We start from the raw sequence: 26,839 nt of genomic DNA on the forward strand, positions 1-26,839 counted from the left end.
GCGCTTTTTATGTTAAAAAATATAACCAGTAATCATCATATTTCAGTTTTTTTTGTACAATTATCTAGATTGTTAAATGGTCTCTTATTTTATATTTTATAAAAAAATGATTGAGTGTTTGATGTGCATTTAAATTAAAAATCTAAAACAGGTTTCGGATGGGTAACTATTTCTTTCTTCAGGTCTTTACAGTCATTTTTGCGCTTTCTATCGCGACTACAATTTTTAATAAGCGAATATTAGGTTTCCCTCAAGCCATTGGTGTTCCCATTGTTTCTGCAATTTTTGTCTTTATTTTGCAATGGGGTGCCAGCTTACTCAATGGCAATCAATTTATCTCGATTAACATCCATAATATTGAAGAAGCTGTACGGCATGTCGATTTTTATGATTTTTTAGTCAATGGTGTCATTTGCTTCATTCTGACCTCTTCAGCACTTAAATTTAAGGTTTCAGATTTAAAAGTTTATTGGAAGCCGATTAGTATCTTGGCAACGATTGCTTTACTGCTCTGTGCTGTATTTTTTGCAGGATTGGTGTTTGGTTTCCAATTCTTGATTGGCAATCCCGTTCCAATTTTAGTTTTGTTGTTACTGGGTTCTGCCTTAGGTGCGACAGACCCGATTGGGATCAAAGGTGTGCTTAGTTCAGTACGTGCGCCGCATCATCTGATTGTTAAGTTGGAAGGTGAGTCCTTATTTAATGACGCAATGTGTATCGCCGTTTTCATGACTTTATTAAATGTTCTTGAAGGAGAGCATTTTAGTTTAGCTGCAACACTACAAACTTTCTTATATGAAATTGTGGTTGCGGTGATTATTGGTTGGGCTTTTGGTCTGGGAATCTTGCGTTTATTACGTGGTAAACATGAGATGGAGTCTTTGATTCTTACCACTGCATTATTGGCATGTGGTTCTTATCTGGTTGCATTATTTGCCCATGCATCCGCTCCGATTGCCTGTGTGATTGGCGGTTTAATTGTCGGTAATAAATGGAAAGAAATTTTACAGGATCGTGAAATTCGTGAGGTCAATCATTTTTGGCATACGGTAGAAGGGATTATTAATTCTTTTCTCTTTACCTTGATTGGTCTAGAAATCTTTATTTTAGATTTAAGCACAAGTCTGATTCTTGGTGGTTTTTTTGCTTTCTTTGCCTTGCATCTCTCTCGTTTTGCCGCAAATTATTTAGCTTTTGCATTTTTCCCATCATTCCGCAAAAAAAGCTATAACGGTAGTCTGGCTATTCTTTCTTGGGGAGGGGTTCGTGGGGGGATTTCACTTGCACTGATTCTTGCTGTGGCAAACGTCCCTGAGTTACGTGACTACAGTAGTATTCTAATTGGTTATACCTTTATCAGCGTATTACTTTCAGGGGTCGTCTGTGGTTTGGGTTTACCTGCAGTCATGAATGCCTTTTATTACAATCCAAATGAAGAAACCCAAGGTTTCAAAGGTTGGTATCAGCGCATGTGCAATAAAATGAACCGTAAAGGCATCAAATATATTGTGGGTGAAGATAACGAAGGGCATGAAACCATCACCATTTATAACCCAGAAGCCTTGGTTGACAAGAAAGCTGCAGATGGTGTGGCCTCTGTACATCATCCTGAAAAAGCGCAGGAAATGAAGCGATTGGAAAATCCTGGTAACTTCTAAATGCAGTGCATTCAGTCAAATGAATAGTTAAGGTATAAAATTAAGAAGCTAAAACTTCAATATTCTTAAACGTTTGTCGCAATAAAAAAGCCAGTAACAATACTGGCTTTTTTATTGGAGCTGTTATTTTGCGTTTTTGCCTAAGAAATCGAGGTAAGGTTTCACCAAAAGTTGCTCTTGTTCTAAAATCGGTAAATGCCCGACTCCTTTTAGAATGATTGGCTCTTGTGCATTTTTCAATAAGCCTTTGAGTTCAGCCGCAGCTTCAACATTGATAATTTGGTCTTTATCTCCCCATGCAATCAATACCGGCTGGTCAATCGAACGTGCTGCAATGGCAAAAGAATCTGGGGTAAATAATTTAGACATCACAATCAGCTGTTCAACCAATTTGGTGGTGTTTGCCGATTGGCTAATCATCAATTTCTCTTGAGCATCTTTTAATTCTTTAGGAATAAAAGGCGGTAGACTGGTGGCAATTTTCATTAAACGATCAAAATCGCCAGGTTTGCTGACAATCATATTACGTAAAGTTGTCGGATCTTTTAAATAAGGAGTATTGGCAGATTTAAATACACCTGCACTATCAATTAAAAATAAAGATTTGGTATCAACAGGGTATTGTGCTGCGTAAAGTAAGGAAATCGAACCACCCATCGAGTGACCAGCGACATTTAAGCCATTGTCTACTTTAATGGCTTCAGCAAAACGACGTAATTTTTCAGTGAGATTGGGCAATGAATAATCAAAATCGTTAGGGACTTTACTGTCACCTTGACCAGGAAGATCAGGAATAATCACATGGTAATAAGGCGTTAAGTAACGTGCCACACGATTCCAGTTGTCACGACTTCCAGCTAGGCCATGAACGAGCATAATGGTAGGTTTGCCAGCTGGTCCGCCTTCACTATAAGCCCAATCAATATCACCGACTTTTACACGTTTGGTTTCCATGCCCGCCCATGCACGTTCTTGTTGAAGCACACTTTGAATGTCAATCGCTGGAGCAGCATAGCTTGTGGTCGATAAGCCTACTGTTACCACAGAACCCATTGCCAATGCCGTCGATAAAATCAGTTTGTTGAAGATTCCTTTCATCTTTGAATACTCTTGTTGTTGTATTTGAGGTACGATTTAAGATTAGATTATGTACAGTCAAATTACATTTGCCTAAAATGTTGAAAGCCTATTTTCAAAGTCAATTTAACGCTGTTTGCCAAGATGATTATGAATATTATTTTTTATTACTTGAGCGATCTAAAAAATGTCAAATCATGAACTCGCTCAGATGATTTTAAATGTCATCATACAAATTCCCCAAGGTAAAGTTGCCAGTTATGGTCAAGTTGCCAAATATGCAGGCTTACCCAAACATGCACGGTTGGTTGGGCGTGTATTAGGACAGTTACCTGAAGATCATGATATCCCTTGGTATCGCGTGGTTAATTCACAAGGGCGAATCAGCTTAAAAAAGCTGGATGAAAAGGGAATGTGTATTCAGACTGCAAAGTTATTGGCTGAGGATGTTGTGGTTATTGATGGCAAAATAAATCTAAAAAAATATCAATGGGCACCTTAGTTCCTCACTATAAAGATAGTGAGGAATCTTTAAAACAAATGGTGAAAATTATTTAATTACTAAAACAGGGATTTGTAATTCAGTTAATAAGCTTTGCGCTACGCTACCCATAATGATTTTTTTCAGTCCGGTACGACCATGTGAACTGAGGATGACCAAATCAATTTTTAAATCCTGCACAGCTTGATTTAAGGTATGTGCAATATTTTCACCTTCGAGTAAACGTGTTTCAACATGCACACCTTCTGCAGCAAATTGATCTTTTGCTACATTGATATTGGATTGAATAAATTCACGAGCACGCTCAATCAGCATATTGCTTTGACCATGCGCCAAATATTCTGATGCAATATAAGGGTCTAAAGTCATCACCTGTACAACCGTGATTTTACTGTTAAATGCTTTGGCAAATTCAACCGCATGTTTCACAACAGATAATGAAGTTTCTGAACCATCAACAGGAACGAGGATATTTTGATAAGCCATGTCTATTTTCCTTATTTTATCGAAAAGCTGAGTTGAATATTTATTACAATTCTAAGTCTATAAAGTCATCATAACGTGAATATGAGATGAATAAAACCGAGTAAATGTGTAGGGATAATTCATATAAATATCATAAATTTAATTAAAAGCATTGGCATCAAGTTACATCGTTTTTTGGTGGTGTTTCAAAAAGTATGCTGAAACAAAGCAGGTTGAATTTTGATAAAATAGAGAAATGCGAATAACTCTAGAAATCAAATGTCCAACCTGCCTCAGTGACAGTATAAAGAAAAATGGCATCAAAGTAGATGGGAAACAAAACTATCAGTGCAAAGACTGTAAACGTCAGTTTATTGGTGACCATGCTCTGAGCTATCTAGGATGTAATTCAGGCATTACTCGAAAAATATTACAGTTGATGGTCAGAGGTAGTGGTATACGAGATATCGCTGAAGTTGAGCGAATCAGTATCGGTAAAGTTTTACGTACTTTAACCGAATCGACCTACCAAATTCAGCCTAAACAAAGTCATTATGAGTCTCTTGAAGTTGATGAGTTTTGGACTTTTGTGGGAAATAAAAATAATAAACAATGGCTTATTTACGCCTACCATCGAGAAACAGGTGAGATTGTTGCTTATGTTTGGGGTAAAAGAGACTTAGCTACAGTTCAACGATTGAAGACAAAGCTTAAACAATTAGGTATTCACTACACCCGAATTGCAAGTGATCATTGGGACAGTTTCATAACTGCTTTTAAAAACTGCAAGCAAAGTATTGGTAAATTTTTTACTGTAGGTATTGAAGGTAATAATTGCAAAATAAGGCATCGAATTAGGCGCGGTTTTAGAAGGAGTTGTAATTTTTCAAAAAAGATTGAAAACCATTTTAAAGCTTTCGACTTAACCTTTTTTTACATCAATAATGGCTTCATTTAATGTCAGCATACTTTTTGAAACACCACCCGTTTTTTTGCTTGCAAATGCAGCTGAATAAAAAGATAAATCAATCAATAAAATAAAGATCGAGATGCAATCAAGCATGATCAAAATAAAGCTTTAAATTGTTTAAACAAAAGCCATACACAATTGAGAAAATATAGAGGCTGAATGAAACAATTGGCAAATTGTAAATCCAGTTCTTCCTTTAAAATGTTTTAAATATACATACTGAAAATAATAGGACATTACAATTTAAACCATGGATTAAAAGGAAAAGACAATGGAATATCAAACAATTATAGTCGAAGAAAAAAATGCAGTTGGATATTTGAGCTTAAATCGGCCTGAACAATTCAATAGCTTTACACCGCAAATGTGCCTTGAAATTGTAGAGGTCTTAACACAATGGAAAGATGATAACGAAATCCGCATTATTGTGATTGCTGCGATTGGAAAAGCATTTTGCGCAGGTCAGGCGATAAACCCAGATTTATTTGATGGCGGTGCTATAGACTTGGGTTTGGTCTTGGAAAAATACTTTAATCCTTTATTAGCGCTCATCAATACACTACCAAAAGTGATCATCTGTGCTGTAAATGGCGTTGCAGCTGGTGCGGGAGCGAGCTTAGTATTGTTATGCGATATCGTGATTGCAGCAAGGTCTGCAAGCTTTTCACAAATCTTTAGTAAAATTGGCTTAATTCCAGACTGTGGTGCAACTTGGTTATTGCCGCGTATGATCGGCTTTGCCAAGGCCAAAGCATTGATGCTGACTGCCGAAAAAATCAGTGCAGATGAAGCTGAACGATTGGGAATGATTTATAAAGTGGTAGAAGATGATCAGTTACAGATAGAGGTTGTTGCTTTAGCTGAGCATTTGGCAACCCAAGCCAGCCTGAGTTTTGCTTTGATTAAGCAAGCGATGCGGTTCAGCATGCAAAATGATTTTACCAGCCAAGTTAAAGTTGAGCAGGATTTGCAAAGACAGGCAGGGCAGTCAGCAGATTTTTTAGAAGGTGTTCGCGCTTTTTTAATGAAAGATAAGCCAAATTTTAAAGGACGATAAATAACGATGTTTATCCATAAGATGCAATCGATCAAGACATTAAAATGGATGATGTACGCTGGACTCTTGTTTTTCTCACAGCAGGCAATTGCGGATCAAATCAAAGCAATTCCATGGGTTAAAATGAATACTGAAACAGCTCAAGTCACGCACATTTGCCAAGCATTAAAAATAAGCTGTACTAACAATGCAGAGGTTTGGAAAAAGAAAACCATTAAAGATAATCACTTATATTTAATAGACAAAACACCTCAATTAATTGAATTCGTAAAAGAAAATAATCAGTATGTCATGCTGAATTCTTGGAATTTCAAGCATTATCAACACCATAGTAAAAGTCCTATGGATGAAGTGTTAAGTAGTGATGGTATTCGTATTTATCCAGCATTTTATCCTTTAAATCGTCAAAAGTTCGCCATTGCTGTGGTAAAGCGCTGGAGCGTGAGTTATTCAGGCGGTGGGCGATTGGAAGAGATTGCAGACTTTGTCATGTTAGAGCCGAATGGTGTATATAAACTGGCTCTGGCTGATACACCTTTTCATTCTTATGAGCGGATTCGAGCGTGTTTTTCTCAAGAGGAATATGAAAACTCAACAGATTGCCATGATGAAACTAGTTCAAATTTATCTATTGAGTTTAAGAACATTGGGAAAACGTATTATCAATGGATATTGAATTATAACGATTTAAGTTGGGAAGCGTTTTAACCTGAAACATCAAAGCTAGTAGAAAAGTCTCATAATAATGTAATGCTATTTGCGCGAAAATAGTGTGCTCGAGGTTATTAGAATAAGAAATAAAATTACACATAACATAATTTGATTATGTATTGCATAAATTAAAGCTTTCTTGTAGGATAAATTTAGAGTTAAGCGTCAGTGTAAATGCAGTTCAAGGTTAGCGCTTTACATGGACTAAATTATGGAAAGGAAGAGTTCAAATCAGGATGTTTTGTCGATTGACCTAAATACCTGTGATCTTTTCTCGGCATTAAAAAACGGATGAATTTATTCAAATAAGGGAAACTAGATGGATATTTTAGATAACCCATTAGAACTATGTGGCTTTGCTTTTATTGAGTTTGTTTCGACAGAAAATGGATTAGATCAAATCTTTGAAGCAATTGGTTTTGCTAAAGTCGCAAAGCATAAATCAAAAAAAGTTTATTTATGGCGTCAGGGTAATATCAATATTATCTTGAATTACCAACCTGAATCTTATGCATCATTCTTCTTTAAAGAACATGGCCCATCAGCATGTGCAATGGGGTTTAGAACACGTGATGCAGCCAAAGCTTTTAAAAATGCAATTGAACTTGGCGCAGAGCCAATGTATTCGCAAGCAGGACCAATGGAATTAAATATCCCAGCGATTAAAGGGATAGGCGGTATGCCAATTTTCTTGGTCGATCGTGATATTTATGAAAATGATTTTGTATTCTTTGATGACGAAAATCGAAATCCACGTGGTGCTGGTTTAAATGAAATTGATCATTTAACCCATAATGTCTATAAAGGGCGCATGGATTATTGGGCTAATTTCTATGAAAAAATCTTTAACTTCCAAGAAATTCGCTATTTCGATATCAAAGGTGAATATACGGGTTTAACTTCTAAGGCGCTGACGGCACCTGATGGGATGATTCGTATTCCTTTGAATGAAGACTCAGACAAAGGCAATGGACAAATCGCCGAGTTTTTGGCTGACTTTAACGGAGAAGGCATTCAACATATTGCTTTTATTACCGATGACTTAATTTCAACATGGGATAAGTTAAAAGGTTTAGGGCTGAAGTTTATGACGGCACCTCCTGAAACTTATTATGAAATGTTAAAAGATCGTCTGCCTGATCATGGTGAGCCGACAGAAGAGTTGCAAAAGCGCGGTATTCTGTTAGATGGCAATACCAAAGACGGTCAGAAGAAACTGTTATTACAGATTTTCTCTGAAAATATGCTTGGACCTGTATTCTTTGAATTTATTCAACGTAAAGACGACGATGGTTTTGGTGAGGGCAACTTTAAGGCATTGTTCGAATCAATCGAACGTGACCAAATCCGCCGTGGTGTATTAGAAGCCAAATAACAAAATCGTACTCAATACAAAAAAGCCAAGAATTTAATTTTTGGCTTTTTGCGATCTTTTACTAAAAAATTAACGTGTTTGTATGTATTGATTCATCGCAGCAACTTCACGTTTAAATAATTCAAGTTTTTCACTACCCGCGTTGACTGGTAAAAACATTTCACTGTCTAATGCAACAATACAAAATTCCATTGCAAGATGCGCATTGAAAATAGGTAAACCTACAGCGTTGATGCCAACAAGCAAGTCACCTTGAGCAATTGCCATGCCTTGCCGTAAAGTATTTTCTTTTAAAACAAGAAATTCGTCCCAATTGGTGGGTTTGACCTGACTATGGTTCAGCGTTGCTTTTTCCCATTCAGAGTGCATCAATGGTTTGATTAGCGCTTCAGGTAAATAGGAAGCAAAAACCCGCCCAGCAGCTGAATTGACTAAAGGCATGATCGAACCGACCTTGGTCACAATTGAAATCGGATGATTTGATTCAATCGACTGTACAACTAATGGGCCTTTAGGTGACCATTTGCTGATTTGAATCCCGCAACCAATTTTACTTTGTAGTTCATAAATAAGGTGCTGAACAAGCTGTAAAACATCGGTGTGTTGGATACAGTTTAAACCTAAACGCCAAGCTTGATCACCAAGCGCATACTGACCATCTTCAAGTTGTTTTGCATAATTCATCCGAATCAAACTGACAAGATAACGGTGTACCTTGGCTGGATGCATATCAAGTTTACTCGACAGCTCTTTTAAAATAATCGGCTTATTATGTTCCAAAAGGGCATTGAGAACGGCTAAGCCCACCTCAAGTGATTGAACCCCACCAGACAACTTTTCTTCAATCATTGAATAACCCTTAATCTGCATACGATCTAGCAGTGTTGATGTGCTGTCGATATTTGATTTACATATTTAACACATAGTGCCTGAGCATTGTACAAAATAGAACTTATCTTTTTAAATGAAATCTCAACAGAGCCTCAGTGAATGTTATCAGCATACAATTGTTTTTGAAGTGCTGCATATGATTTATTAAACAACAGTACATCATCAAAAGGTCTAGACCATTAAAGTTAAGCCGATAAAAATCGGTATTGGAGTCACAACGCTTCAATACCGATGAGTTCTAGCATTGTCCCACAGCAATATTTTAAATGCTGATGGCTGTTGTTAGTTGAAGGTTACATAAGTTCCAGCAAAACGAGCATTGTGTGCCATTAAAGCTGCTTAATATCGTGTTCAACTAGATCTAGGATGCCAAATCACGAATCATTCGATTAATAAACTTAGTAAGTACTCAGTTGGCTTTGGCCCCCGACATACTCAACTGAGCATGATTATGCGCCCAATTCGTCTTCATGCAAAAAATGAGTATGCTGAGGCGCACGTTTGGTACGGCTCCACTCTTCCAGCATTTCTAATTTCATTTCTTCGGTAATTCGTGCAATTTTTGCATCTGCATGCACATCGTTATAGGTCAGTTCTAAACGATGACCATTGGGGTCAAAGAAATAAATCGAGTGGAAAATGCCATGGTTGGTGACACCAAGAACTTTAACACCCTGTGTTTCAAGATGTTCTTTTGCAATCAATAACGTATCGAGGTCTTCAACTTCAAATGCGATATGTTGAACCCATTGAGGGGTATTTTCGTCACGCCCCATATCGGGTTGAGTAGGCAGTTCAAAAAATGCCAATACATTGCCTTGTCCAGCATCTAAGAATAAATGCATATACGGATCAAAGGCTTTGGTCGAAGGCACATGGTCTTCAGCAAAGGCCAAAATAAAATCCATATTGAGCATTTTTTTATACCATTCCACGGTTTCTTTGGCATCTTTACAACGATAAGCCACATGGTGAATTTTTTTAATCGCAAAGCTCATGATAAAACTCCTTTATCTCTATTCCCAATCTGGTTGTTGTTCTGGGGCTGCATTGAAGAAGGCAGGAAGGGTTAAACAGTGTTGACTAATCGACTCAATCTTTGCAAAAGCGCTTAAATCAATTTTAAAGCGTTTGGCGTTATAGACTTGAGGAATCAAACAACAGTCTGCAAATGTCGGTTGTGTACCAAAACAGAATTGCCCATTTGAATCTTGTAGTTGGGCTTCTAAGCTATTAAAGCCCGCTATGATCCAGTGTTGGTACCAGTGTTTTTTTTGCTCGTCACTGAGACTGAGATCATTTTGTAAATACTTTAAGACTCTTAAATTATTTAACGGATGAATATCGCAGGCGATCGCTTGTGCAAAAGCACGTACTTTACTGCGCGTGACGATATTGTCAGGCAACAATGAAATTGCTGGATAACGTTCTTCCAGATATTCCAAAATACTGAGTGACTGTAAAAAGCTTTGATCTTCATCCACTAAAGTTGGAACACACTGACTTGGATTAAGTGCTTGGTAACGCTCTAGCAGTTGCTCATTCTTGACCAAATGCACGGGCTGTATTTCATAACTCAGTTGTTTGAGGTTCAGTGCAATTCGAACCCGATAAGCTGCAGAGCTACGAAAATAACTATACAGTTTCATAGCTCAAGTCTTCTGTTTGATGAAAGTTAAACTGGCAAGCTGGCAAAATACTATTGGCAACCTCACCAAAGCCCACTCGGATCCCTGCTTTTTCACAATAGCCTTTCATCACAACACGGTCACCATCTTGTAAGAAACCACGTTTTTCGCCATTCGAGAGGGTGAGCGGTTTGGTGGTATTCCATGTCAGTTCAAGCAAACTACCATAAGCATCTTCTGTAGGACCTGAAATTGTGCCTGAACCCATCAAGTCACCGACTTGGACATTGCAACCTGCAATCGTGTGGTGGGTGAGTTGCTGTGCCATTGACCAATACATATATTTAAAGTTGGTTTGGCAAATTACATCAGCTTGTGCTGATTGAGGGCTTTGAACTTCAATACTGAGATGAATATCATAGCTGTTGGCAATGTTTTCTTCTAAATAGCAAAGTGGTTTAGGCTGTTGTTCTGGACCTTTGACTTTAAATGGTTCCAGTGCTTGCATGGTCACTACCCAAGGTGAAATTGCACTTGCAAAAGTCTTGGCGTTAAACGGGCCTAATGGTACGTATTCCCATTGTTGAATATCACGTGCCGACCAGTCATTGAGCAAAACCATACCAAAAATATGCTCCCAAGCATCTGCAATCGCGATAGGCTCACCCAATTCAGTCGCTTTACCAACGATAAAGGCAGTTTCTAATTCAAAATCGAGTTTACGTGTTGCAGAGAAAACAGGGCGTTCTTGATCTGGTAATTTGATTTGGCCAGAAGGGCGAACAATATCTTTGCCACTGACAATCACAGAGCTGGCACGACCATTATATCCCACAGGCAGTTCGCTCCAGTTTGGAAGCAATGCATTCTTAGGATCTCTAAACATGGTTCCGACATTGGTGGCATGTTCTTTGGACGAGTAGAAATCTGTATAGCCAGAGACTTGAATAGGTAAGTGCAAAGTGACTGTATTTTGCTTAAACAATGCGTTTTGGCGTAAAACCACATCATCACGAAGTGTTGGATTTTCAGCAGAGAGTAGACTTTGTAATGTCGTACGAACCTTTTGCCAGTTGTGTTTACCCGTTTCTATAAATTTATTCAGTGTCGCTTGATTAAAACAATCTTGATGTCCATTGATCGCTAATAGTCCATGTGCCTCTAAGTGGGCAAGGTCTATGACCCAATCTCCAATTGCAACACCCACTCGTTTTGTGCCTTGGGGTGTTTCACTAAAAATACCGTAGGGCAAATTATGTATTGTGAAATCTGATTGTGAGTCAATTTCAAGAAAACAAGTTAAATGTGAGCTCATGATTTGCTTTCCTTGTCTTTAATTTTGTTAGGGGTGATCAAAATCTTTGATATTTTTTCTTAAGCGTTTGAAAAACAAATAAATATAAAGTTATTTAAATGCCTTGTTCAAATGACTCAAGCAAGTAGTCAGTGTCTTATGATTTCTATCATACTGAAAATATTTGATTACGCAATACATAATTTAATTACACAATTCATAATAATTGTTATTTGTTGAATTTTCTGCTTATATGCGCGGTTATGAGAAAAGTAAATCAATTATTTTTCGATTAGATATAGGCATTTTTGATTAACTTATGATATACGTAATTTTGAATAAAAAAATTACGAGACAAGGATGAGAATAATCATATGTCAAAACATGAGCAAGGAAACCTGAAACATGGTTTAAGCAATCGGCACATCCAGCTTATCGCGCTAGGTGGTGCTATTGGTACAGGATTGTTTCTGGGTATTTCGCAATCGATTAAGCTTGCAGGTCCTTCAGTCATACTCGGTTATGCGATTGCTGGATTTATTGCGTTTTTAATGATGCGACAGTTAGGTGAAATGGTGGTTCAAGAACCGGTCAGTGGTTCATTTAGTCACTTTGCCTACAAATACTGGGGCTCATTTGCAGGTTTTATGTCTGGCTGGAATTATTGGGTACTCAATGTTTTGGTATGTATGGCAGAGCTGAGCGCAATTGGTCTTTATATTCAATATTGGTGGCCTGAAATCCCAACTTGGATTTCAGCATTGGTGTTTTTTGTTTTAATCAACGGTATCAACTTATTGCATGTAAAATTTTTTGGTGAAATGGAGTTTTGGTTCTCTATCGTCAAAATTTTGGCAATCCTAGCCATGATCGGCTTTGGTTCCTATCTACTTGCAACAGGTACAGCAGGGCCACAGGCAAGCATTAGTAACCTTTGGGCATTGGGCGGGTTTTTCCCATTTGGTGTTGAAGGTTTAGTCATGGCAATGGCTGTGATTATTTTTGCCTTTGGTGGGATTGAGCTATTTGGTATTACTGCAGCAGAAGCGCGTGATCCTGATAAAACTCTGCCTAAAGCAGTCAATCAAATTATTTATCGTATTTTGATTTTTTATATTGCAACACTGTTTATCTTATTTGCACTTTTTCCATGGAACCAAATGGCAGAAGGCGGTAGCCCATTTGTAATGGTATTTGCTTCACTGGATAGTCATGGTGTTGCGACCTTACTGAATTTTGTCATCCTTACCGCAGCTGTTTCGGTTTATAACGGGACCAGTTATTGTAGTAGTCGGATGTTACTTGGTTTAGCGCAACAGGGTAATGCACCAAAGTTCCTTAAGCATATTAATAAGCGCGGTATTCCAACCAATGCGGTCTATGTTTCAGCTTTTGTTACGGTTTTATGTGTACTACTCAATTATGCATTTCCAGAAAAAGCATTTGGTTTATTGATGATGTTGGTGGTTGCTGCAATTGTGATTAACTGGGTGGTTATTTCATGGACGCATTTAAAGTTCAGTAAAGCCATGCAAGCACAAGGGCAGACCACCAAGTTTCCAAGTATTGCTTATCCATTCAGTAATTATCTTTGCATTATCTTTATGTTGGGTATTCTGGTGGTAATGTCATTTACCGAGAATATGCGTATTGCGGTAATGATGATTCCAGCATGGATTCTTTGTTTGATGCTTGCTTATTATCTGAAACAACGAAAGTTAAAAAATGCACAGCAAAATGTTGTGTTAAATTCTGATGTATAGCAAAAGATTTTAATCTTTGCAAAAGGGCTAAATTGATATTTAGCCCTTTTTGCTTTCTGTGTGATTATTAACCAATACCGAGGAAATTATTCTGCTGCTTTTAAAAACTTAATCAATTGATTGATATCATCGCTTTGTAATCGCTCTCGAATTTTTAGAATTTGCTTCTCATCTAAATCATACAATTTAACTGACTGTAATTTTTCAATCTGATCTTGAGAAAACCGATATTTAATGATTTTTGCTGGTACACCACCGACAATTGCATACGCTGGCACGTCTTGAGTGACGACTGCACCTGTAGCAACGATGGCACCTTCACCTAGCGTTACCCCTTGCATAATCATGGCACGACTGCCAATCCAACAGCCATCGCCAATCACCGTATCCCCAGCGGGTAAAAAGCTACGGGTATCAAAAGGAAATGTAGAGATCCAGTCAGGGCGATGTAATTGATTGCCACCCATCATGACTACACATTCCGCCCCAAAACAAACAAAGTTACCAATATATAATTGGTCAATTGGTTTCTCTACAGTTGACGGCTTATCATGCAAATAACGCACCACGCAACGTTCAAATCCCTGATCCCAATATGCCGAATAATAAGAATAATTTCCTTTAATATGAATATTGGGATTTTTCACAGTCTTAGAAATAAACTCAAATTCGCACCAGTGTTTTACGGGGGAGTGAATAGCGTCAGTCATGGGAGTACAAAAGCTTAAGTGCAAAGGCTAGAGCGCGCATTGTAACCTTAGATTGAACTTAGATCTTGATCAGCAATTAAAAAATATTCAGTGCATTGGGTTTAAACATCAATTCTTCAGCGATGCCTTGGCTGGTATTCAAGTATTAACCTATTTTTAAATGGATCAAATGCGTGGCATGGGTATGACGAATATGATCAGCACGATGGTTAAAGTAACGATGGGTAATGTCTTTACCTGATAAATCTTCAACCACCTGATAACCCATCATTGCAACTGCATGATGCAATGCTTGCGAAGAAAACGCACCAATCAAAGGCTCTTTTAAGAAACGGGTAAACTGTGACACTGCGAAGCTACCCAAACGCTCAATACCTTGTAAGGCTCTATAATCAATCGAATAATCCATCACGACTTGGCTATTTTTGCCAGTAAAGGCTGCAATGTTGTGTAAGGTTGCTAGGGTTGCTTGTGGGGTTAAATAATGGGTTGTGCCCAGCCATGAAAAAAATGCAGCTTGGGTATTTTGAAATCCACTACGCGCCAAAGCATCAGACAGTTTTTCTTTTTCAAAATCAATCCCTACAAATTCCACATTGCTTGGGAGCTCAGCTGTATTACTGAGCTTTTTTAATTTTTCTAATTTGGTTCTTTGTGTATCAGGATGATCAATTTCAAATATTTTGAGTTGAGTGTATTGTTGGGCCAAGCGTAATACAAAAGAGTCTAGACCAGCGCCAACCAATACATACTGTTGAATATGATCATGTGCAATCGCTTGCTTTAAAAGATCTTCTGTATAGCGAGAACGTCCAACCACTTGTCCAGTCAATTTACCAAAAGTTTGATTTATCAAATTGGAATTTAACGCTTTACGTAGAAGGGCGTTATTTAAAAGTAAGCGCCATTGTGAATTGGTCATTTCAAATGCATAAGGGTCAGAGAATACGGGATCGTTGGCATTTAAATGGTGATTGGCCCTAATTGCTGCTGCCGCTTCAGCAGTTTTACTTGCTCGTCCTGCTTTCATCCTCGTCCTCAATGAATTTTAATTTTTCCTCAATGTAATGCATAGAAAATATTTAACAATGGCAATTTACTTTGAGCAGTTGGTGAAAATTGCTAGTTTTCTTGGTATCTATATGGCTGAGGCATTTTATTTAGCTTGGCGCAAGATCTGAGCGATGTATAGATGATGTTTGATATTTATTCAATGGATAGGCGAGCAGTGTTATTTTCTGGGTGAATGTAGGATTATTCTGATCTGACTGTTTTTAAATTTTTTTATCTATAGTCACCCTTCACTTGTATGAATAATGAGGTGGTTTGACTATATATCTTGAGTTTTTGACAAAAAATATTTGAGTCTGTTTGTCTTAGTCAATGATTGATGACTGAATATAAAAGTGATTCGTTTTTTGTTATTGATATTATATTTTTAGCCCAATAAAAAGGGCTGAATCATCAGCCCTAGTATGTGTTAAATATATTCAACACTTACCACTTCATATTCCACTTCACCCTGTGGTGTGGTGATTTTGGCTTCGTCGCCTTCATTCTTACCAAGAAGACCACGCGCAATAGGTGAGTTCACTGAGATCTTATTGATCTTAAAGTCAGCTTCATCATCACCTACAATTTTATAGGTTTTCTTTTCTTCAGTATCCAAATTCTCAATGGTTACTGTCACACCAAAAACCACACGACCAGTTTGTTCAAGTCCTTTAACATCAATGACTTGGCAAGCACCAAGTTTACCTTCGATGTCTTGAATACGACCTTCACAAAAACCTTGTTGCTCGCGGGCTGCATGGTATTCTGCGTTTTCTTTTAAATCCCCATGTTCACGTGCTTCTGCAATTGCAGCAATAATACGTGGACGATCAACAGATTTTAGCTGTTGCAATTCTTTCTCTAAGGCGACCTTGCCTTCAGGAGTCATAGGATAACGTTGCATTGTTGTCCCTCAGTTCAGTATTTTAAAAAATACAGGTTTATAAAATGAAAAAAGCCCGCCACCGATAAGATGACGGGACTTATCGGAAACGAATTAACCTAGTGTTTGCAAATCTTGCAAGCGATATACATCCATTGGCAATTTAATTGCTAAAGCTTGGCATACAGCATCAGCACCATTCAAGGTTGTTGTGTAATACACTTTACCTTGAAGCGCAGAGCGACGGATTGAGAATGAATCCTGCTGAGCTTGTTTACCTTCTGTAGTATTGATAATGAGGTGAATCTCGCCATTTTTCAAGCGGTCGACAATATTTGGACGACCTTCTGTTACTTTATTCACACGTTCACATTCAATACCAGCGTCTTTAATGACATCATAAGTACCGCCAGTTGCGATAATTTTGAAGCCTAAATCCACCAATTGTTTCGCAATACCCGCGGCACGAGGTTTATCTGAATGACGTACTGAAATAAATACGTGCTTCACTTCACCTTCAGTTGGTTTACCCGGTAAGCGATCATTAGAGCCTAACACAGCTTTATAGAAAGCTTCACCAAAAGTTGTACCAACACCCATTACTTCACCAGTAGATTTCATTTCTGGTCCAAGGATCGGGTCTACACCTGGGAATTTGTTGAACGGGAATACTGCTTCTTTCACAGCAAAATGCGTTGGGATAATTTCTTTTGTGAATCCTTGAGATTCTAAAGATTGACCCGCCATACAACGTGCTGCAACTTTTGCTAATGATTCGCCGATACATTTAGAAACGAACGGTACTGTACGAGACGCACGTGGGTTCACTTCAAGAATATAAACGTCATTGCCTTTAACAGCAAACTGTACGTTCATCAAGCCAATCACACCAAGCTCTTTCGCCATAGCAACGGTTTGACGACGCATTTCATCCTGAATCTCTGTAGAAAGAGAGTAAGGCGGAATTGAACATGCTGAGTCACCAGAGTGAATACCCGCTTGTTCGATATGCTGCATAATACCGCCGATCACCACATCTTTGCCGTCAGATACACAGTCAACATCGACTTCTGTTGCATCATCAAGGAAATGGTCAAGCAGTACAGGTGCTTCGTTAGACGCTTGTACAGCATCACGCAAGTAACGTTTAAGTTCGTCGTCGTTGTATACGATTTCCATCGCACGACCACCAAGAACATAAGATGGACGTACAACCAACGGATAACCCACTTTAGATGCTTCAGCCATACCTTCTTCAGCAGATTTAACAATGCTGTTGCTTGGTTGACGAAGATTCAAACGTTGAATCATCTGTTGGAAACGTTCACGATCTTCTGCACGGTCAATTGCATCTGGAGACGTACCGATAATTGGTGCGCCTGCTTCTTCTAAAGCACGAGCCAATTTCAAAGGTGTTTGACCGCCGTACTGTACGATAATACCTTTTGGTTTTTCTGTACGTACGATTTCTAAAACGTCTTCTAAAGTGATCGGTTCAAAGTACAAACGATCAGATGTGTCATAGTCAGTTGAAACCGTTTCAGGGTTACAGTTAACCATAATGGTTTCATAACCATCTTCACGCATTGCAAGGGCAGCGTGAACACAGCAATAATCGAACTCGATCCCTTGACCAATACGGTTAGGACCACCACCGATCACCATGATCTTGTCACGGTTAGATGGATTCGCCTCACATTCGTCATCATAAGTTGAGTACATGTAAGCAGTATCTGACTCGAACTCAGCTGCACAGGTATCTACACGTTTGTAAACAGGGTATACACCCAAGTTCCAACGGTGCTTACGGAATTGCTTTTGCGAAATGCCCATCAAGTCTGCAATACGTAAATCAGATAAACCTTTACGTTTAAATGCACGGATATTGTCAGCGTTCAAATCACCAAAACCTAAAGTTTTGATTTGCTCTTCAGACTGAATGATGTCTTGGATTTGAATCAAGAACCAACGATCGATATTGGTTGCAGCAAATACTTCATCTAATGTGAAGCCATGACGGAATGCATCAGCAACATACCAAATACGCTCAGGGCCTGGCACTTTAAGCTCTACCAAGATTTTATCTTTCGCGCCTTCAGTACCCACCGCAATTTTCTCATCGAAACCACAAGCACCGACTTCAAGACCACGAAGTGCCTTTTGTACTGATTCTTGGAAGTTACGACCAATTGCCATGACTTCACCCACAGATTTCATCTGTGTAGTGAGTGTTGCATCAGCTTGTGGGAATTTCTCGAAGTTAAAGCGAGGAATCTTGGTTACCACATAGTCGATTGCAGGTTCAAATGACGCAGGCGTTGTTCCACCAGTGATGTCATTTTTCAATTCATCAAGGGTATAACCCACTGCAAGTTTTGCTGCAATTTTGGCAATAGGGAAACCTGTTGCTTTAGACGCAAGCGCAGAGGAACGAGATACACGAGGGTTCATCTCGATCACAACCATACGGCCATCTTTCGGGTTGATACCGAACTGAACGTTTGATCCGCCTGTCTCTACACCAATTTCACGTAGCACTGCTAAAGAAGCATTACGCAGTAATTGGAACTCTTTATCTGTCAGAGTTTGTGCAGGTGCAACAGTAATGGAGTCACCTGTATGCACACCCATTGGATCGAAGTTTTCAATGGTACATACAATGATACAGTTGTCGTTTTTATCACGAACAACTTCCATTTCATATTCTTTCCAGCCAATTAATGATTCATCAATCAATAATTGTTTGGTTGGAGAAAGATCAAAACCGCGTTCACAGATTTCAATGAATTCTTCTTTGTTATAGGCGATACCACCACCTGAACCACCCATCGTAAATGATGGGCGGATAATCACAGGGAAACCGAAACGGGCTTGAATTTCAAGCGCATGTTCCATGCTTTCTGCAACATCAGCACGTGGGCATTCCAAACCAATTTTGCGCATTGCGATATCGAAAAGTTTGCGATCTTCCGCTTTTTCGATGGCTTCTTTGGTCGCACCAATCAATTCAACATTGTATTTTTCTAAAATACCGTTAGCATCTAGTGCCAATGCACAGTTTAATGCCGTTTGACCACCCATTGTCGGAAGAACCGCATCTGGGCGTTCTTTCTCAATGATTTGTGCAACAGTTTGCCACGTAATCGGTTCGATATACGTTGCATCTGCCATAGTCGGGTCAGTCATAATGGTGGCTGGGTTAGAGTTCACCAAAATAACACGGTAGCCTTCTTCACGAAGGGCTTTACATGCTTGCGCACCTGAGTAATCGAACTCACATGCTTGCCCGATGACAATCGGACCCGCACCAATAATTAAGATGCTTTTAATGTCTGTACGTTTAGCCATGATCGCTTCCTTAATTACTTCTTAGATGCTTCAATAAGTTCGATGAAATGATCGAACAATGGGGCACAGTCATGTGGACCAGGGCTTGCTTCAGGGTGACCTTGGAAGCTAAACGCAGGTTTATCTGTACGATGAATACCTTGTAGGGTTTGATCGAACAAAGATTTATGCGTAGCTTTAAGGTTTGCAGGTAAAGTTTCTGCATCTACTGCGAAGCCATGGTTTTGAGAAGTAATCATCACTGTACCATTTTCAAGGTTCTGTACAGGATGGTTTGCACCGTGGTGACCATGTGGCATTTTCACAGTTCTAGCGCCAGAAGCTAAAGCTAGAATTTGATGACCCAAACAAATACCGAAAACAGGTAGGTTTGTAGTTTCAACAATGGTTTTTACTGCTGCAATTGCATAATCACATGCTGCTGGATCGCCAGGTCCATTTGACAAAAATACGCCATCTGGATTTAACGCCAATACTTTTTCAGCAGGTGTTTGTGCAGGAACAACAGTTAATTTACATCCGCGGTCTGCAAGCATACGTAAGATGTTGGTTTTGACACCATAATCGTATGCAACAACATGAAATTTTGCTTCTGGTTGAGAAAAGCCTTGGCCCAATGTCCATGAGCCTTCGGTCCATTCAAAACCTTCTGGGTCACAACATTCTTTCGCAAGGTCTAAACCATCTAGACCACCAAAGGCACGTGCTTTTGCAATAGCTTCTTCTTCAGTAATATTATCGCCGGCAAGAATGCATCCGTTTTGTGCGCCTTTGTCACGTAAAATACGTGTCAATTTACGAGTATCGATATCTGCAATGGCAACGACATTATGTTGTTGTAAATATTCGCCAAGAGACTGAGTAGCTCGGAAATTGCTGTGTAATAACGGTAGGTCACGAATGATTAAACCATTCGCCCAAACTTTATGAATTCGACCTGATTCAGCGTCTTCTTCATTACAACCAGTATTACCGATATGAGGATAAGTTAAAGTTACAAGTTGCTGTGCATAACTAGGGTCGGTCAAAATTTCTTGATAACCAGTCATGGCAGTGTTAAAAACGACTTCACCAGTCGTACTTCCCGTAGCGCCGATCGATGTACCTTTAAAAACAGTACCGTCAGCAAGGGCTAAAATGGCGGGGGTGCTCAAACCATAGCTCCTGAACTAAAACCACAAAAATAGGGCTGTAAAAAAGCGAGTAGACGAAAAAAAAGGAAGGCTTACTAAATCCTACCCTCCTCTTGTCTGCTCGCTTGTAACTTAACAGCGCATTATACGCATGAGCCTCTCGAAAGTCTATTTTATTTCGAGGGATAATCTAAGATAAATACCTTGCTATTTAGCATTAATTCTGCTTTTAAAGTGAATTGTTTGAAATTGTAAGTATTTAAATATTGTCAGACAAATCAAAATCTAAAATTTATCCTTTCAATGTATCTTATTGACTCACATTCCAGGGGGAATCAATATGACTATATCTAAAGAAACTGTTACAAATAAAGTAACAAAAGAGACTGCGGCTTTGAAAGAAGTTGTGACTGAAACTACAGAAAATTTAGAGAAGTTAGGTAAAGAAGCACAGCAAAAAGTTGCTGAAGCGGTTACCGAAACTAAAACTAAACTTGAAGCAGAATCAGAGCAATTAACTGAGCAAGTTCAAGATCAAGTACAAAACTTTAAACAAGATTTGGTACAACGTCTTGATGTGATCAAATCACAATTTTCAACTTCACAAAAAGATTTGGTTGAATTGGCTGATTTCTTAAAAGCAGAATTAAGCATTTTAGTGAAAGAGTTAACTGAAGTTGGTAAAGAAATTCGTGAAGATGTTTCACAAATTTCGAGCAAACATAAAGTACAGTTAACTGAAACTTTAAAGCGTTCAAAAGATCATACTTTAGAAGTTTGGAATAAAGTAACTACAAAACAATAAGATATGTAAAGCTTATGTTTTGAGGAAGGCCATTTTTAAGAGAAATGGCAATAAAAAAGTGAGGCTAGTTGCCTCACTTTTTTATTTTCAAGCACAGTTTACATAAGCGTATTTTAAAATGTATGTAACCAATCACGTTTATTGTGAAAGTCGGCTTGTTGGCCACTGTGTTGCATGGCAAAGAAATGTTGACCTTGCGTGGTATTTAAAACAGCGCTTAAACCCAAAAATAAGTCTGACCATTTTAATTTATTGGCAAGCATGAACTCGCTAAGATCTATGCTGACATTTAATCCATAATGCGTGCGCTTTAACTGATTTAATTCAATGTCATAAGCAGCGACAGGTGGCATATTTTCAGGATAACGATATTCTTCAAATTGGTAAGCTTGCCAAGCTTGAGAAGGGGATAGATTAATTTCACGATAATAATCTTCACCTTGCACACCAATAAAAATCTCAAAACAGGTATTTTCCCAAAGGAAATCCTGACGTGGATTTGCTGTAACCAGTTCAGGATAAATTATGAATTGATTGGGATCTCTTAACCAATAACCGACATTGAGTGTATATGGGCTAATTTGTTCAATCGCACCAACTAGGGAGATACTTTGAAAACGACGATCAAATGCATTCAGTTCGAAACTTGCCATGAAAATAAATCTTAATTTGAAAGATGAGCGTGGCGAACTAAATTAGACAATTTTGGATTTTGTTTCGCAGCTTTTTTATAAAGCAATGCAATTTTACCAATTGTTTGAACAACTTCCGCACCAGTGACATTGGCAATTTCAGTAATCGTTGCAGCACGTGCTTCGCGGTCTTCACCTGTAACCTTGACTTTAATTAACTCGTGATCATTTAAAGCACGGTTTAATTCTTCAACGACACTTTCAGTCAAGCCTTTATCGCCAAGCATTACAACAGGGTTTAACGCATGTCCGATTTGACGTAAACGTTTACGTTCTTGGATAGATAGAGCCGCCATAAAAGATAACCTAATTTTAGAAACGACTTAGTATAACAAAAGCCATATCACTACGCTGTAAATTCTGTAGAAATAATCGATGAAGCTTATTCAAAAAAACATATCAATATCTGTCGATTTAAATCAATATGAATACTGCAATGAGAATTTTTTTCACGTACAATCAGAAGTTAGTTATCGGTTTAGATCAAGAGAGTTATGGCTACACGCATTACCAACCAGAAGTTATCCAAAAGTAGTCGTGCGTGGATGAGAGAGCATTTAGATGACCCTTTTGTGAAAAAAGCACAAAAAGAAGGTTACCGCGCTCGTGCTGCATATAAACTTCTTGAAATTCAAGAAAAACACAAAATGATTAAACCAGGGATGACCGTGGTTGACTTGGGGGCTGCACCAGGAAGTTGGTCGCAAATCGCAGGTAAACTGGTCGGTGATAAAGGTTTAGTGATTGCTTCAGATATTTTAGAAATGGATGCTTTACCTGATGTTACCTTCTTACAAGGTGACTTTAGAGAAGAAGAAGTTTTCGAAAAATTGTTAAATATTTTAAATGGACGCACTGTAGACGTTGTAATTTCAGATATGGCCCCCAATACATCAGGTAATAGGGCTGTAGATCAACCTCGCCAGATTTACTTGTGTGAACTTGCATTAGATTTTGCCAACAAGGTTCTTGGACCAAAAGGGCAGTTTTTAGTTAAAGTTTTCCAAGGAACTGGTTTTGATGAGTTCCGAAAGCAAGTCGTGGATAGTTTTGATGTGTTAAAAACAGCAAAACCAGCTGCTTCACGTGCACGTTCAAAAGAAGTTTTTTTAATTGGACAGGGCCGTAAAAAAGTTTCGCAATAGCTGGTGTTTTTGATGTATGTTCATTCTTCGTAATGAATTGCCAACAAATGCTTGCCAAGTTGTTAAAAATTGTGCATTTTGTACCTTTTTAACCTTTATTGCGAAATTCATTACTCGCTTTTTGTTACGATCAAGCAAGATTGAGCCTGATCAAAATAGTTATATATGGGAATAAAGCTTTGAGCGATTACTTCAAAAATGCCGTATTGTGGCTGGTCATACTGGGTGTGCTGATCTTAATCTTCAGCAATCTCAGTGACCGCAGTAAGCCTTCTGCGATGAATTATTCAGAATTCGTCACAGCGGTGAATGCTGGTCAAATTAGTAAAGTCACAATTGATGGTGAAAGAATAAGCGGCGAAAAAAAGAACGGTTCGAACTTTGAAAGTATTCGCCCAGCAGTTCAAGATCCTGAATTGATGCCTACACTCATCAAAAATAACGTTGTAGTTGAAGGTACTGCACCTCAACGTCAAGGTTTATTGATGCAACTTCTCATCGCAAGCTTTCCTGTGCTTTTAATTATTTTATTGTTCATGTTCTTTATGCGTAACATGGGTGGTGGTGCAGGCGGTAAAAATGGTCCAATGAGTTTTGGTAAATCTAAAGCAAAAATGCTTTCAGAAGACCAAATCAAAGTGACCTTTACCGATGTTGCTGGTTGTGATGAAGCAAAACAAGAAGTTGTGGAAATCGTTGATTTCTTGAAAGACCCTGCAAAATTCAAACGCTTAGGTGCAACAATTCCTAAAGGCGTATTGATGGTTGGTCCTCCAGGTACAGGTAAAACTTTACTTGCGAAAGCGATTGCTGGTGAAGCCAAAGTTCCATTCTTTAGTATTTCAGGTTCTGACTTCGTTGAAATGTTCGTTGGTGTGGGTGCATCTCGTGTGCGTGACATGTTCGAACAGGCGAAACGCCATGCACCATGTATCATCTTTATTGATGAGATTGATGCAGTCGGTCGTCATCGTGGTTCAGGTACGGGTGGTGGTCACGATGAACGTGAACAAACACTCAACCAAATGCTTGTTGAAATGGATGGTTTCGAAGGGAATGAAGGGATTATCGTCATTGCTGCAACAAACCGTGCGGATGTACTGGATAAAGCATTACTTCGTCCGGGGCGTTTCGACCGTCAAGTGATGGTGGGTCTGCCAGATATTAAAGGTCGTGAACAGATCTTGGCTGTGCATTTGAAGAAACTTCCTTCGGTAACAGGTGTTGATCTTAAAGTATTGGCACGTGGTACACCTGGTTTCTCTGGTGCGCAATTGGCGAATCTTGTCAATGAAGCTGCATTGTTTGCTGCTCGTCGTAACAAGAACACCGTCGATATGCATGACTTTGAAGATGCAAAAGATAAGATCTACATGGGCCCTGAACGTAAGTCGATGGTGATTCGTGAAGAAGAACGTCGCGCGACTGCTTATCATGAAGCAGGCCATGCCATTGTTGCAGAAATTCTTCCAGGGACTGACCCTGTGCATAAAGTAACAATTATGCCACGTGGTTGGGCTTTGGGTGTAACTTGGCAGTTGCCAGAACATGATCAAACCAGCCATTACAAGTCTAAGATGTTGAATGAACTTTCAATCTTATTCGGTGGTCGTATTGCAGAAGAAGTTTTCATTGATCAAATGTCAACGGGTGCTTCTAACGACTTTGAACGTGCAACCAAAATGGCACGCGCAATGGTGACCAAGTACGGTATGTCAGACAAAATGGGCGTGATGGTCTATGAAGATGAAAACCAAAATGGTTTCTTCGGAAATGTCGGTAGCCGTACGATTTCTGAAGCAACACAACAACAGGTTGATCAAGAAGTACGTCGTATCCTAGATGAACAGTATCGTGTTGCGCGTGATATCCTTGAAAATAACAAAGATATTGCGCATGCAATGGTAAAAGCCTTGATGGAGTGGGAAACGATTGATCGTGATCAAATCCGTGACATCATGGAAGGTCGTGATCCTCAGCCACCTAAGGTTTATGTGGCTGAAAATCCAGTGCTTGATGTAACACCTACAGATGGTCCATCAACACCACCACCATTACCAGCGACCTGATCAGTCAGTGAATAAACAAGAGCCTCAATCGAGGCTCTTTTTTTATACGAAAAAATTCACAGATGAAAAAAAATCACTGTGCTACTGATTTGAATTGTTAAACTAGCCTGAATTGAATACGGAGAATTGACATGCAACTGATGCCACTACCCAAGCAAATTTTGCAATGTGGGCGTTTGAGTCTGGATTTATCGCAAGCACATGTCATGGGTATCTTGAATGTCACTCCAGATTCATTTAGCGATGGTGGGAAGCATGATCAAAAAGATCAAGCTGTTGCTTATGCCAAGCAAATGATGGCTGATGGTGCGACAGTGATTGATGTTGGCGGTGAATCTACACGTCCGGGTGCATCTGTAGTCGAGATTGCCGAAGAAATACGTCGTGTTGTTCCTGTGGTTGCTGAATTAGCCAAATTGGAGGTCATTATTTCAATAGATACCTCACAGCCTGAAGTCATTCGTGAGGCGGTTAAAGCTGGTGCACATATTTGGAACGATGTCCGTGCCTTAACTCGTCCACATGCCTTAGAGACTGCTGCAGAGCTTAATATTCCTGTGATTATTATGCATATGCGAGGCGAGCCAACCACAATGAATCATCTTGACCAATATGAAGATGTTATTCAAGAGGTAATTGCTGAATTACAGCAACGCGTAGATGATGCACTGCAGGCAGGAATTCAGCCTAAAAATATTATGATAGATCCTGGTTTTGGTTTTGCTAAAAATGCACAACAAAATTTAAAGCTTCTCAATGAGTTTTATCAACTGAACAACATGGGTTATCCAATTTTATCAGCCTTATCTCGTAAGCGCTTCATTGGTGAAGCTTTAGATGGTGCAGATGCCAATCATCGTGCTGTAGGTAGTGTTGCTGCACACTTGCTCAGTATTCAACAAGGCGCGTGTATGGTGCGTGCACATGATGTAAAAGCAATGTCGGATGCAATTAAAGTATGGCAAGCCATGCGCTCTGCAATTTAATGATGAATGATCAATAGTCCCTGATATTGTTTGATCTTTTTTAAAATTTTGATCATCTACATCTGAAAAATTAATCAGTTAAATTGCCCGATCAATTTGGTGAATTGTATGGTTTGTGTTATATAAGCGCGTGAATTGCTGTTTTATTTTAGGTTGCAATGTTTAACGATCTACTTCTCCCAATGTTCGATGATGAATATTATCCAGATATTCTAGTTGCTGAGGTTAAGCAACTTATTGAAAATTTTGCTAAAAAAGTGGCAAAAACCAGCTTTAGTGATGCAGAAATTTATTCTATGGCAAAACTGACTGTGACTGAAATTAATGAAATGAAGCCACAGTTTGAGGATCTTGATTCTTCTTTGGATGGTACTGCAGCTGATTATATTGCTGAAGCAATGATGATGGTGGTACAAGACCAAGGGTATCTCGATATTGAAATGGAAGAACTTGTTGCAAATAGAGAGTGGTAAGCCACTCTCTTTTTTTTGCTATCGATTTTTAGAGATAAATAGGGGGAGAGAAATTAATTCCTTACTTATTTATGCTGCTTATTAAGCTGATTTTTTCGATAAAAACATAAATATGTATTAAATTTAAACATTTAAATATCAATTGCTTAAA

Annotated in this window: 25 protein-coding genes; 12 read left to right on the plus strand and 13 right to left on the minus strand. The window is 38.8% G+C overall.

Going from position 1 to position 26,839, the window contains the following annotated elements; all coding sequences use genetic code 11:
• Positions 1–158 precede the first annotated feature (158 nt).
• On the plus strand, positions 159–1,658 hold the full coding sequence (locus tag L3V46_RS05775) for a cation:proton antiporter (protein WP_239045179.1): 1,500 nt from the start codon (positions 159–161) through the stop codon (positions 1,656–1,658).
• A gap of 123 nt (positions 1,659–1,781) precedes the next feature.
• On the opposite strand, the gene L3V46_RS05780 is transcribed toward L3V46_RS05775, so the two are convergent.
• Complete coding sequence (locus L3V46_RS05780) at positions 1,782–2,756, minus strand: alpha/beta hydrolase (RefSeq protein ID WP_096734821.1); 975 nt, start codon at positions 2,754–2,756, stop codon at positions 1,782–1,784.
• Between the two features lie 166 nt (positions 2,757–2,922).
• On the opposite strand from L3V46_RS05780, the gene L3V46_RS05785 reads away from it, so the two are divergent.
• Positions 2,923–3,237, plus strand: a complete 315-nt coding sequence (locus L3V46_RS05785) for an MGMT family protein (protein ID WP_096734820.1) — start codon at positions 2,923–2,925, stop codon at positions 3,235–3,237.
• 48 nt (positions 3,238–3,285) lie between these two features.
• Here L3V46_RS05785 and L3V46_RS05790 read toward each other — a convergent pair whose 3' ends face one another.
• Positions 3,286–3,723, minus strand: a complete 438-nt coding sequence (locus L3V46_RS05790) for a universal stress protein (protein WP_004823242.1) — start codon at positions 3,721–3,723, stop codon at positions 3,286–3,288.
• Positions 3,724–3,958: 235 nt separating this feature from the next.
• On the opposite strand from L3V46_RS05790, the gene L3V46_RS05795 reads away from it, so the two are divergent.
• The 4 genes from L3V46_RS05795 (at position 3,959) to hppD (ending at position 7,815) form a co-directional block, all read left to right on the plus strand.
• Entirely contained in the window at positions 3,959–4,660 is a 702-nt protein-coding gene (locus L3V46_RS05795) for an IS1-like element ISPa14 family transposase (RefSeq protein WP_001223318.1), read from the plus strand.
• Positions 4,661–4,943: 283 nt separating this feature from the next.
• A complete protein-coding gene (locus tag L3V46_RS05800) occupies positions 4,944–5,729 on the plus strand; it encodes an enoyl-CoA hydratase-related protein (protein ID WP_239045180.1) in 786 nt (261 codons plus the stop codon).
• 6 nt (positions 5,730–5,735) lie between these two features.
• On the plus strand, positions 5,736–6,437 hold the full coding sequence (locus tag L3V46_RS05805; RefSeq protein ID WP_239045181.1) for a hypothetical protein: 702 nt from the start codon (positions 5,736–5,738) through the stop codon (positions 6,435–6,437).
• A 322-nt stretch (positions 6,438–6,759) separates the two neighbouring features.
• Positions 6,760–7,815 carry a 4-hydroxyphenylpyruvate dioxygenase gene (gene hppD / locus L3V46_RS05810; RefSeq protein ID WP_004717360.1) on the plus strand — a complete coding sequence of 352 codons (1,056 nt, stop codon included), beginning with the start codon at positions 6,760–6,762 and terminating at the stop codon, positions 7,813–7,815.
• 69 nt (positions 7,816–7,884) lie between these two features.
• On the opposite strand, the gene L3V46_RS05815 is transcribed toward hppD, so the two are convergent.
• The 4 genes from L3V46_RS05815 to fahA all read right to left on the minus strand — a co-directional run bounded on the left by L3V46_RS05815 (position 7,885) and on the right by fahA (position 11,649).
• Positions 7,885–8,664, minus strand: a complete 780-nt coding sequence (locus L3V46_RS05815; protein WP_239045182.1) for an IclR family transcriptional regulator — start codon at positions 8,662–8,664, stop codon at positions 7,885–7,887.
• Positions 8,665–9,155: 491 nt separating this feature from the next.
• On the minus strand, positions 9,156–9,704 hold the full coding sequence (locus L3V46_RS05820) for a VOC family protein (protein WP_004823238.1): 549 nt from the start codon (positions 9,702–9,704) through the stop codon (positions 9,156–9,158).
• An 18-nt stretch (positions 9,705–9,722) separates the two neighbouring features.
• A complete protein-coding gene (maiA, locus tag L3V46_RS05825; RefSeq protein ID WP_004717351.1) occupies positions 9,723–10,355 on the minus strand; it encodes a maleylacetoacetate isomerase in 633 nt (210 codons plus the stop codon).
• A complete protein-coding gene (gene fahA, locus L3V46_RS05830; RefSeq protein WP_239045183.1) occupies positions 10,342–11,649 on the minus strand; it encodes a fumarylacetoacetase in 1,308 nt (435 codons plus the stop codon). The genes maiA and fahA overlap by 14 nt, the downstream gene beginning before the upstream one ends.
• 353 nt (positions 11,650–12,002) lie before the next feature.
• On the opposite strand from fahA, the gene L3V46_RS05835 reads away from it, so the two are divergent.
• A complete protein-coding gene (locus tag L3V46_RS05835; protein ID WP_239045184.1) occupies positions 12,003–13,391 on the plus strand; it encodes an amino acid permease in 1,389 nt (462 codons plus the stop codon).
• Positions 13,392–13,477: 86 nt separating this feature from the next.
• Here the strand turns inward: L3V46_RS05835 and L3V46_RS05840 are convergent, their stop codons facing one another.
• From L3V46_RS05840 to carA, 5 genes are all read right to left on the minus strand, one after another.
• Positions 13,478–14,101: a CatB-related O-acetyltransferase gene (locus L3V46_RS05840; protein ID WP_209827299.1), complete on the minus strand. Its 624-nt coding sequence runs from the start codon at positions 14,099–14,101 to the stop codon at positions 13,478–13,480.
• Between the two features lie 145 nt (positions 14,102–14,246).
• Complete coding sequence (locus tag L3V46_RS05845) at positions 14,247–15,131, minus strand: class I SAM-dependent methyltransferase (protein WP_239045185.1); 885 nt, start codon at positions 15,129–15,131, stop codon at positions 14,247–14,249.
• Between the two features lie 450 nt (positions 15,132–15,581).
• Positions 15,582–16,058: a transcription elongation factor GreA gene (gene greA, locus L3V46_RS05850; protein ID WP_004717337.1), complete on the minus strand. Its 477-nt coding sequence runs from the start codon at positions 16,056–16,058 to the stop codon at positions 15,582–15,584.
• 93 nt (positions 16,059–16,151) lie between these two features.
• Positions 16,152–19,385: a carbamoyl-phosphate synthase large subunit gene (carB, locus tag L3V46_RS05855; protein WP_004823231.1), complete on the minus strand. Its 3,234-nt coding sequence runs from the start codon at positions 19,383–19,385 to the stop codon at positions 16,152–16,154.
• A gap of 14 nt (positions 19,386–19,399) precedes the next feature.
• Entirely contained in the window at positions 19,400–20,539 is a 1,140-nt protein-coding gene (gene carA / locus L3V46_RS05860) for a glutamine-hydrolyzing carbamoyl-phosphate synthase small subunit (RefSeq protein WP_004823230.1), read from the minus strand.
• Between the two features lie 319 nt (positions 20,540–20,858).
• Between carA and L3V46_RS05865 the strand changes: the two genes are divergently transcribed.
• The gene (locus tag L3V46_RS05865) at positions 20,859–21,323 is read left to right on the plus strand and encodes a hypothetical protein (RefSeq protein ID WP_004823229.1); all 465 of its coding nucleotides are present in this window, start codon (positions 20,859–20,861) and stop codon (positions 21,321–21,323) included.
• 113 nt (positions 21,324–21,436) lie between these two features.
• Here the strand turns inward: L3V46_RS05865 and L3V46_RS05870 are convergent, their stop codons facing one another.
• On the minus strand, positions 21,437–21,976 hold the full coding sequence (locus L3V46_RS05870) for a DOMON-like domain-containing protein (RefSeq protein WP_004717328.1): 540 nt from the start codon (positions 21,974–21,976) through the stop codon (positions 21,437–21,439).
• Positions 21,977–21,987: 11 nt separating this feature from the next.
• A complete protein-coding gene (yhbY, locus tag L3V46_RS05875) occupies positions 21,988–22,311 on the minus strand; it encodes a ribosome assembly RNA-binding protein YhbY (protein ID WP_004717326.1) in 324 nt (107 codons plus the stop codon).
• Positions 22,312–22,509: 198 nt separating this feature from the next.
• Between yhbY and rlmE the strand changes: the two genes are divergently transcribed.
• The 4 genes from rlmE (at position 22,510) to L3V46_RS05895 (ending at position 26,688) form a co-directional block, all read left to right on the plus strand.
• Positions 22,510–23,160, plus strand: a complete 651-nt coding sequence (gene rlmE / locus L3V46_RS05880; protein WP_004717323.1) for a 23S rRNA (uridine(2552)-2'-O)-methyltransferase RlmE — start codon at positions 22,510–22,512, stop codon at positions 23,158–23,160.
• A gap of 179 nt (positions 23,161–23,339) precedes the next feature.
• Positions 23,340–25,229, plus strand: coding sequence for an ATP-dependent zinc metalloprotease FtsH (gene ftsH / locus L3V46_RS05885; RefSeq protein WP_004823226.1), 1,890 nt, complete (start codon positions 23,340–23,342; stop codon positions 25,227–25,229).
• 131 nt (positions 25,230–25,360) lie between these two features.
• Positions 25,361–26,215 (plus strand): dihydropteroate synthase, encoded by an 855-nt coding sequence (folP, locus tag L3V46_RS05890; RefSeq protein ID WP_239045186.1) that lies wholly within the window; start codon positions 25,361–25,363, stop codon positions 26,213–26,215.
• Positions 26,216–26,373: 158 nt separating this feature from the next.
• Entirely contained in the window at positions 26,374–26,688 is a 315-nt protein-coding gene (locus tag L3V46_RS05895) for a DUF5713 family protein (RefSeq protein WP_004717317.1), read from the plus strand.
• The last annotated feature ends 151 nt before the right edge of the window (positions 26,689–26,839 follow it).

Origin of the sequence: Acinetobacter sp. AG3, assembly GCF_022343575.1 — a bacterium.
GTDB lineage: Bacteria > Pseudomonadota > Gammaproteobacteria > Pseudomonadales > Moraxellaceae > Acinetobacter > Acinetobacter guillouiae.

Bases quoted from the DNA above. Each gene is read 5' to 3' on its own strand.
- L3V46_RS05775 (WP_239045179.1), top strand. From the start codon at position 159: ATGGGTAACTATTTCTTTCTTCAGGTCTTTACAGTCATTTTTGCGCTT.
- L3V46_RS05780 (WP_096734821.1), bottom strand. From the start codon at position 2,756: ATGAAAGGAATCTTCAACAAACTGATTTTATCGACGGCATTGGCAATG.
- L3V46_RS05785 (WP_096734820.1), top strand. From the start codon at position 2,923: ATGTCAAATCATGAACTCGCTCAGATGATTTTAAATGTCATCATACAA.
- L3V46_RS05790 (WP_004823242.1), bottom strand. From the start codon at position 3,723: ATGGCTTATCAAAATATCCTCGTTCCTGTTGATGGTTCAGAAACTTCA.
- L3V46_RS05795 (WP_001223318.1), top strand. From the start codon at position 3,959: ATGCGAATAACTCTAGAAATCAAATGTCCAACCTGCCTCAGTGACAGT.
- L3V46_RS05800 (WP_239045180.1), top strand. From the start codon at position 4,944: ATGGAATATCAAACAATTATAGTCGAAGAAAAAAATGCAGTTGGATAT.
- L3V46_RS05805 (WP_239045181.1), top strand. From the start codon at position 5,736: ATGTTTATCCATAAGATGCAATCGATCAAGACATTAAAATGGATGATG.
- hppD (WP_004717360.1), top strand. From the start codon at position 6,760: ATGGATATTTTAGATAACCCATTAGAACTATGTGGCTTTGCTTTTATT.
- L3V46_RS05815 (WP_239045182.1), bottom strand. From the start codon at position 8,664: ATGATTGAAGAAAAGTTGTCTGGTGGGGTTCAATCACTTGAGGTGGGC.
- L3V46_RS05820 (WP_004823238.1), bottom strand. From the start codon at position 9,704: ATGAGCTTTGCGATTAAAAAAATTCACCATGTGGCTTATCGTTGTAAA.
- maiA (WP_004717351.1), bottom strand. From the start codon at position 10,355: ATGAAACTGTATAGTTATTTTCGTAGCTCTGCAGCTTATCGGGTTCGA.
- fahA (WP_239045183.1), bottom strand. From the start codon at position 11,649: ATGAGCTCACATTTAACTTGTTTTCTTGAAATTGACTCACAATCAGAT.
- L3V46_RS05835 (WP_239045184.1), top strand. From the start codon at position 12,003: ATGTCAAAACATGAGCAAGGAAACCTGAAACATGGTTTAAGCAATCGG.
- L3V46_RS05840 (WP_209827299.1), bottom strand. From the start codon at position 14,101: ATGACTGACGCTATTCACTCCCCCGTAAAACACTGGTGCGAATTTGAG.
- L3V46_RS05845 (WP_239045185.1), bottom strand. From the start codon at position 15,131: ATGAAAGCAGGACGAGCAAGTAAAACTGCTGAAGCGGCAGCAGCAATT.
- greA (WP_004717337.1), bottom strand. From the start codon at position 16,058: ATGCAACGTTATCCTATGACTCCTGAAGGCAAGGTCGCCTTAGAGAAA.
- carB (WP_004823231.1), bottom strand. From the start codon at position 19,385: ATGGCTAAACGTACAGACATTAAAAGCATCTTAATTATTGGTGCGGGT.
- L3V46_RS05865 (WP_004823229.1), top strand. From the start codon at position 20,859: ATGACTATATCTAAAGAAACTGTTACAAATAAAGTAACAAAAGAGACT.
- L3V46_RS05870 (WP_004717328.1), bottom strand. From the start codon at position 21,976: ATGGCAAGTTTCGAACTGAATGCATTTGATCGTCGTTTTCAAAGTATC.
- yhbY (WP_004717326.1), bottom strand. From the start codon at position 22,311: ATGGCGGCTCTATCTATCCAAGAACGTAAACGTTTACGTCAAATCGGA.
- rlmE (WP_004717323.1), top strand. From the start codon at position 22,510: ATGGCTACACGCATTACCAACCAGAAGTTATCCAAAAGTAGTCGTGCG.
- folP (WP_239045186.1), top strand. From the start codon at position 25,361: ATGCAACTGATGCCACTACCCAAGCAAATTTTGCAATGTGGGCGTTTG.
- L3V46_RS05895 (WP_004717317.1), top strand. From the start codon at position 26,374: ATGTTTAACGATCTACTTCTCCCAATGTTCGATGATGAATATTATCCA.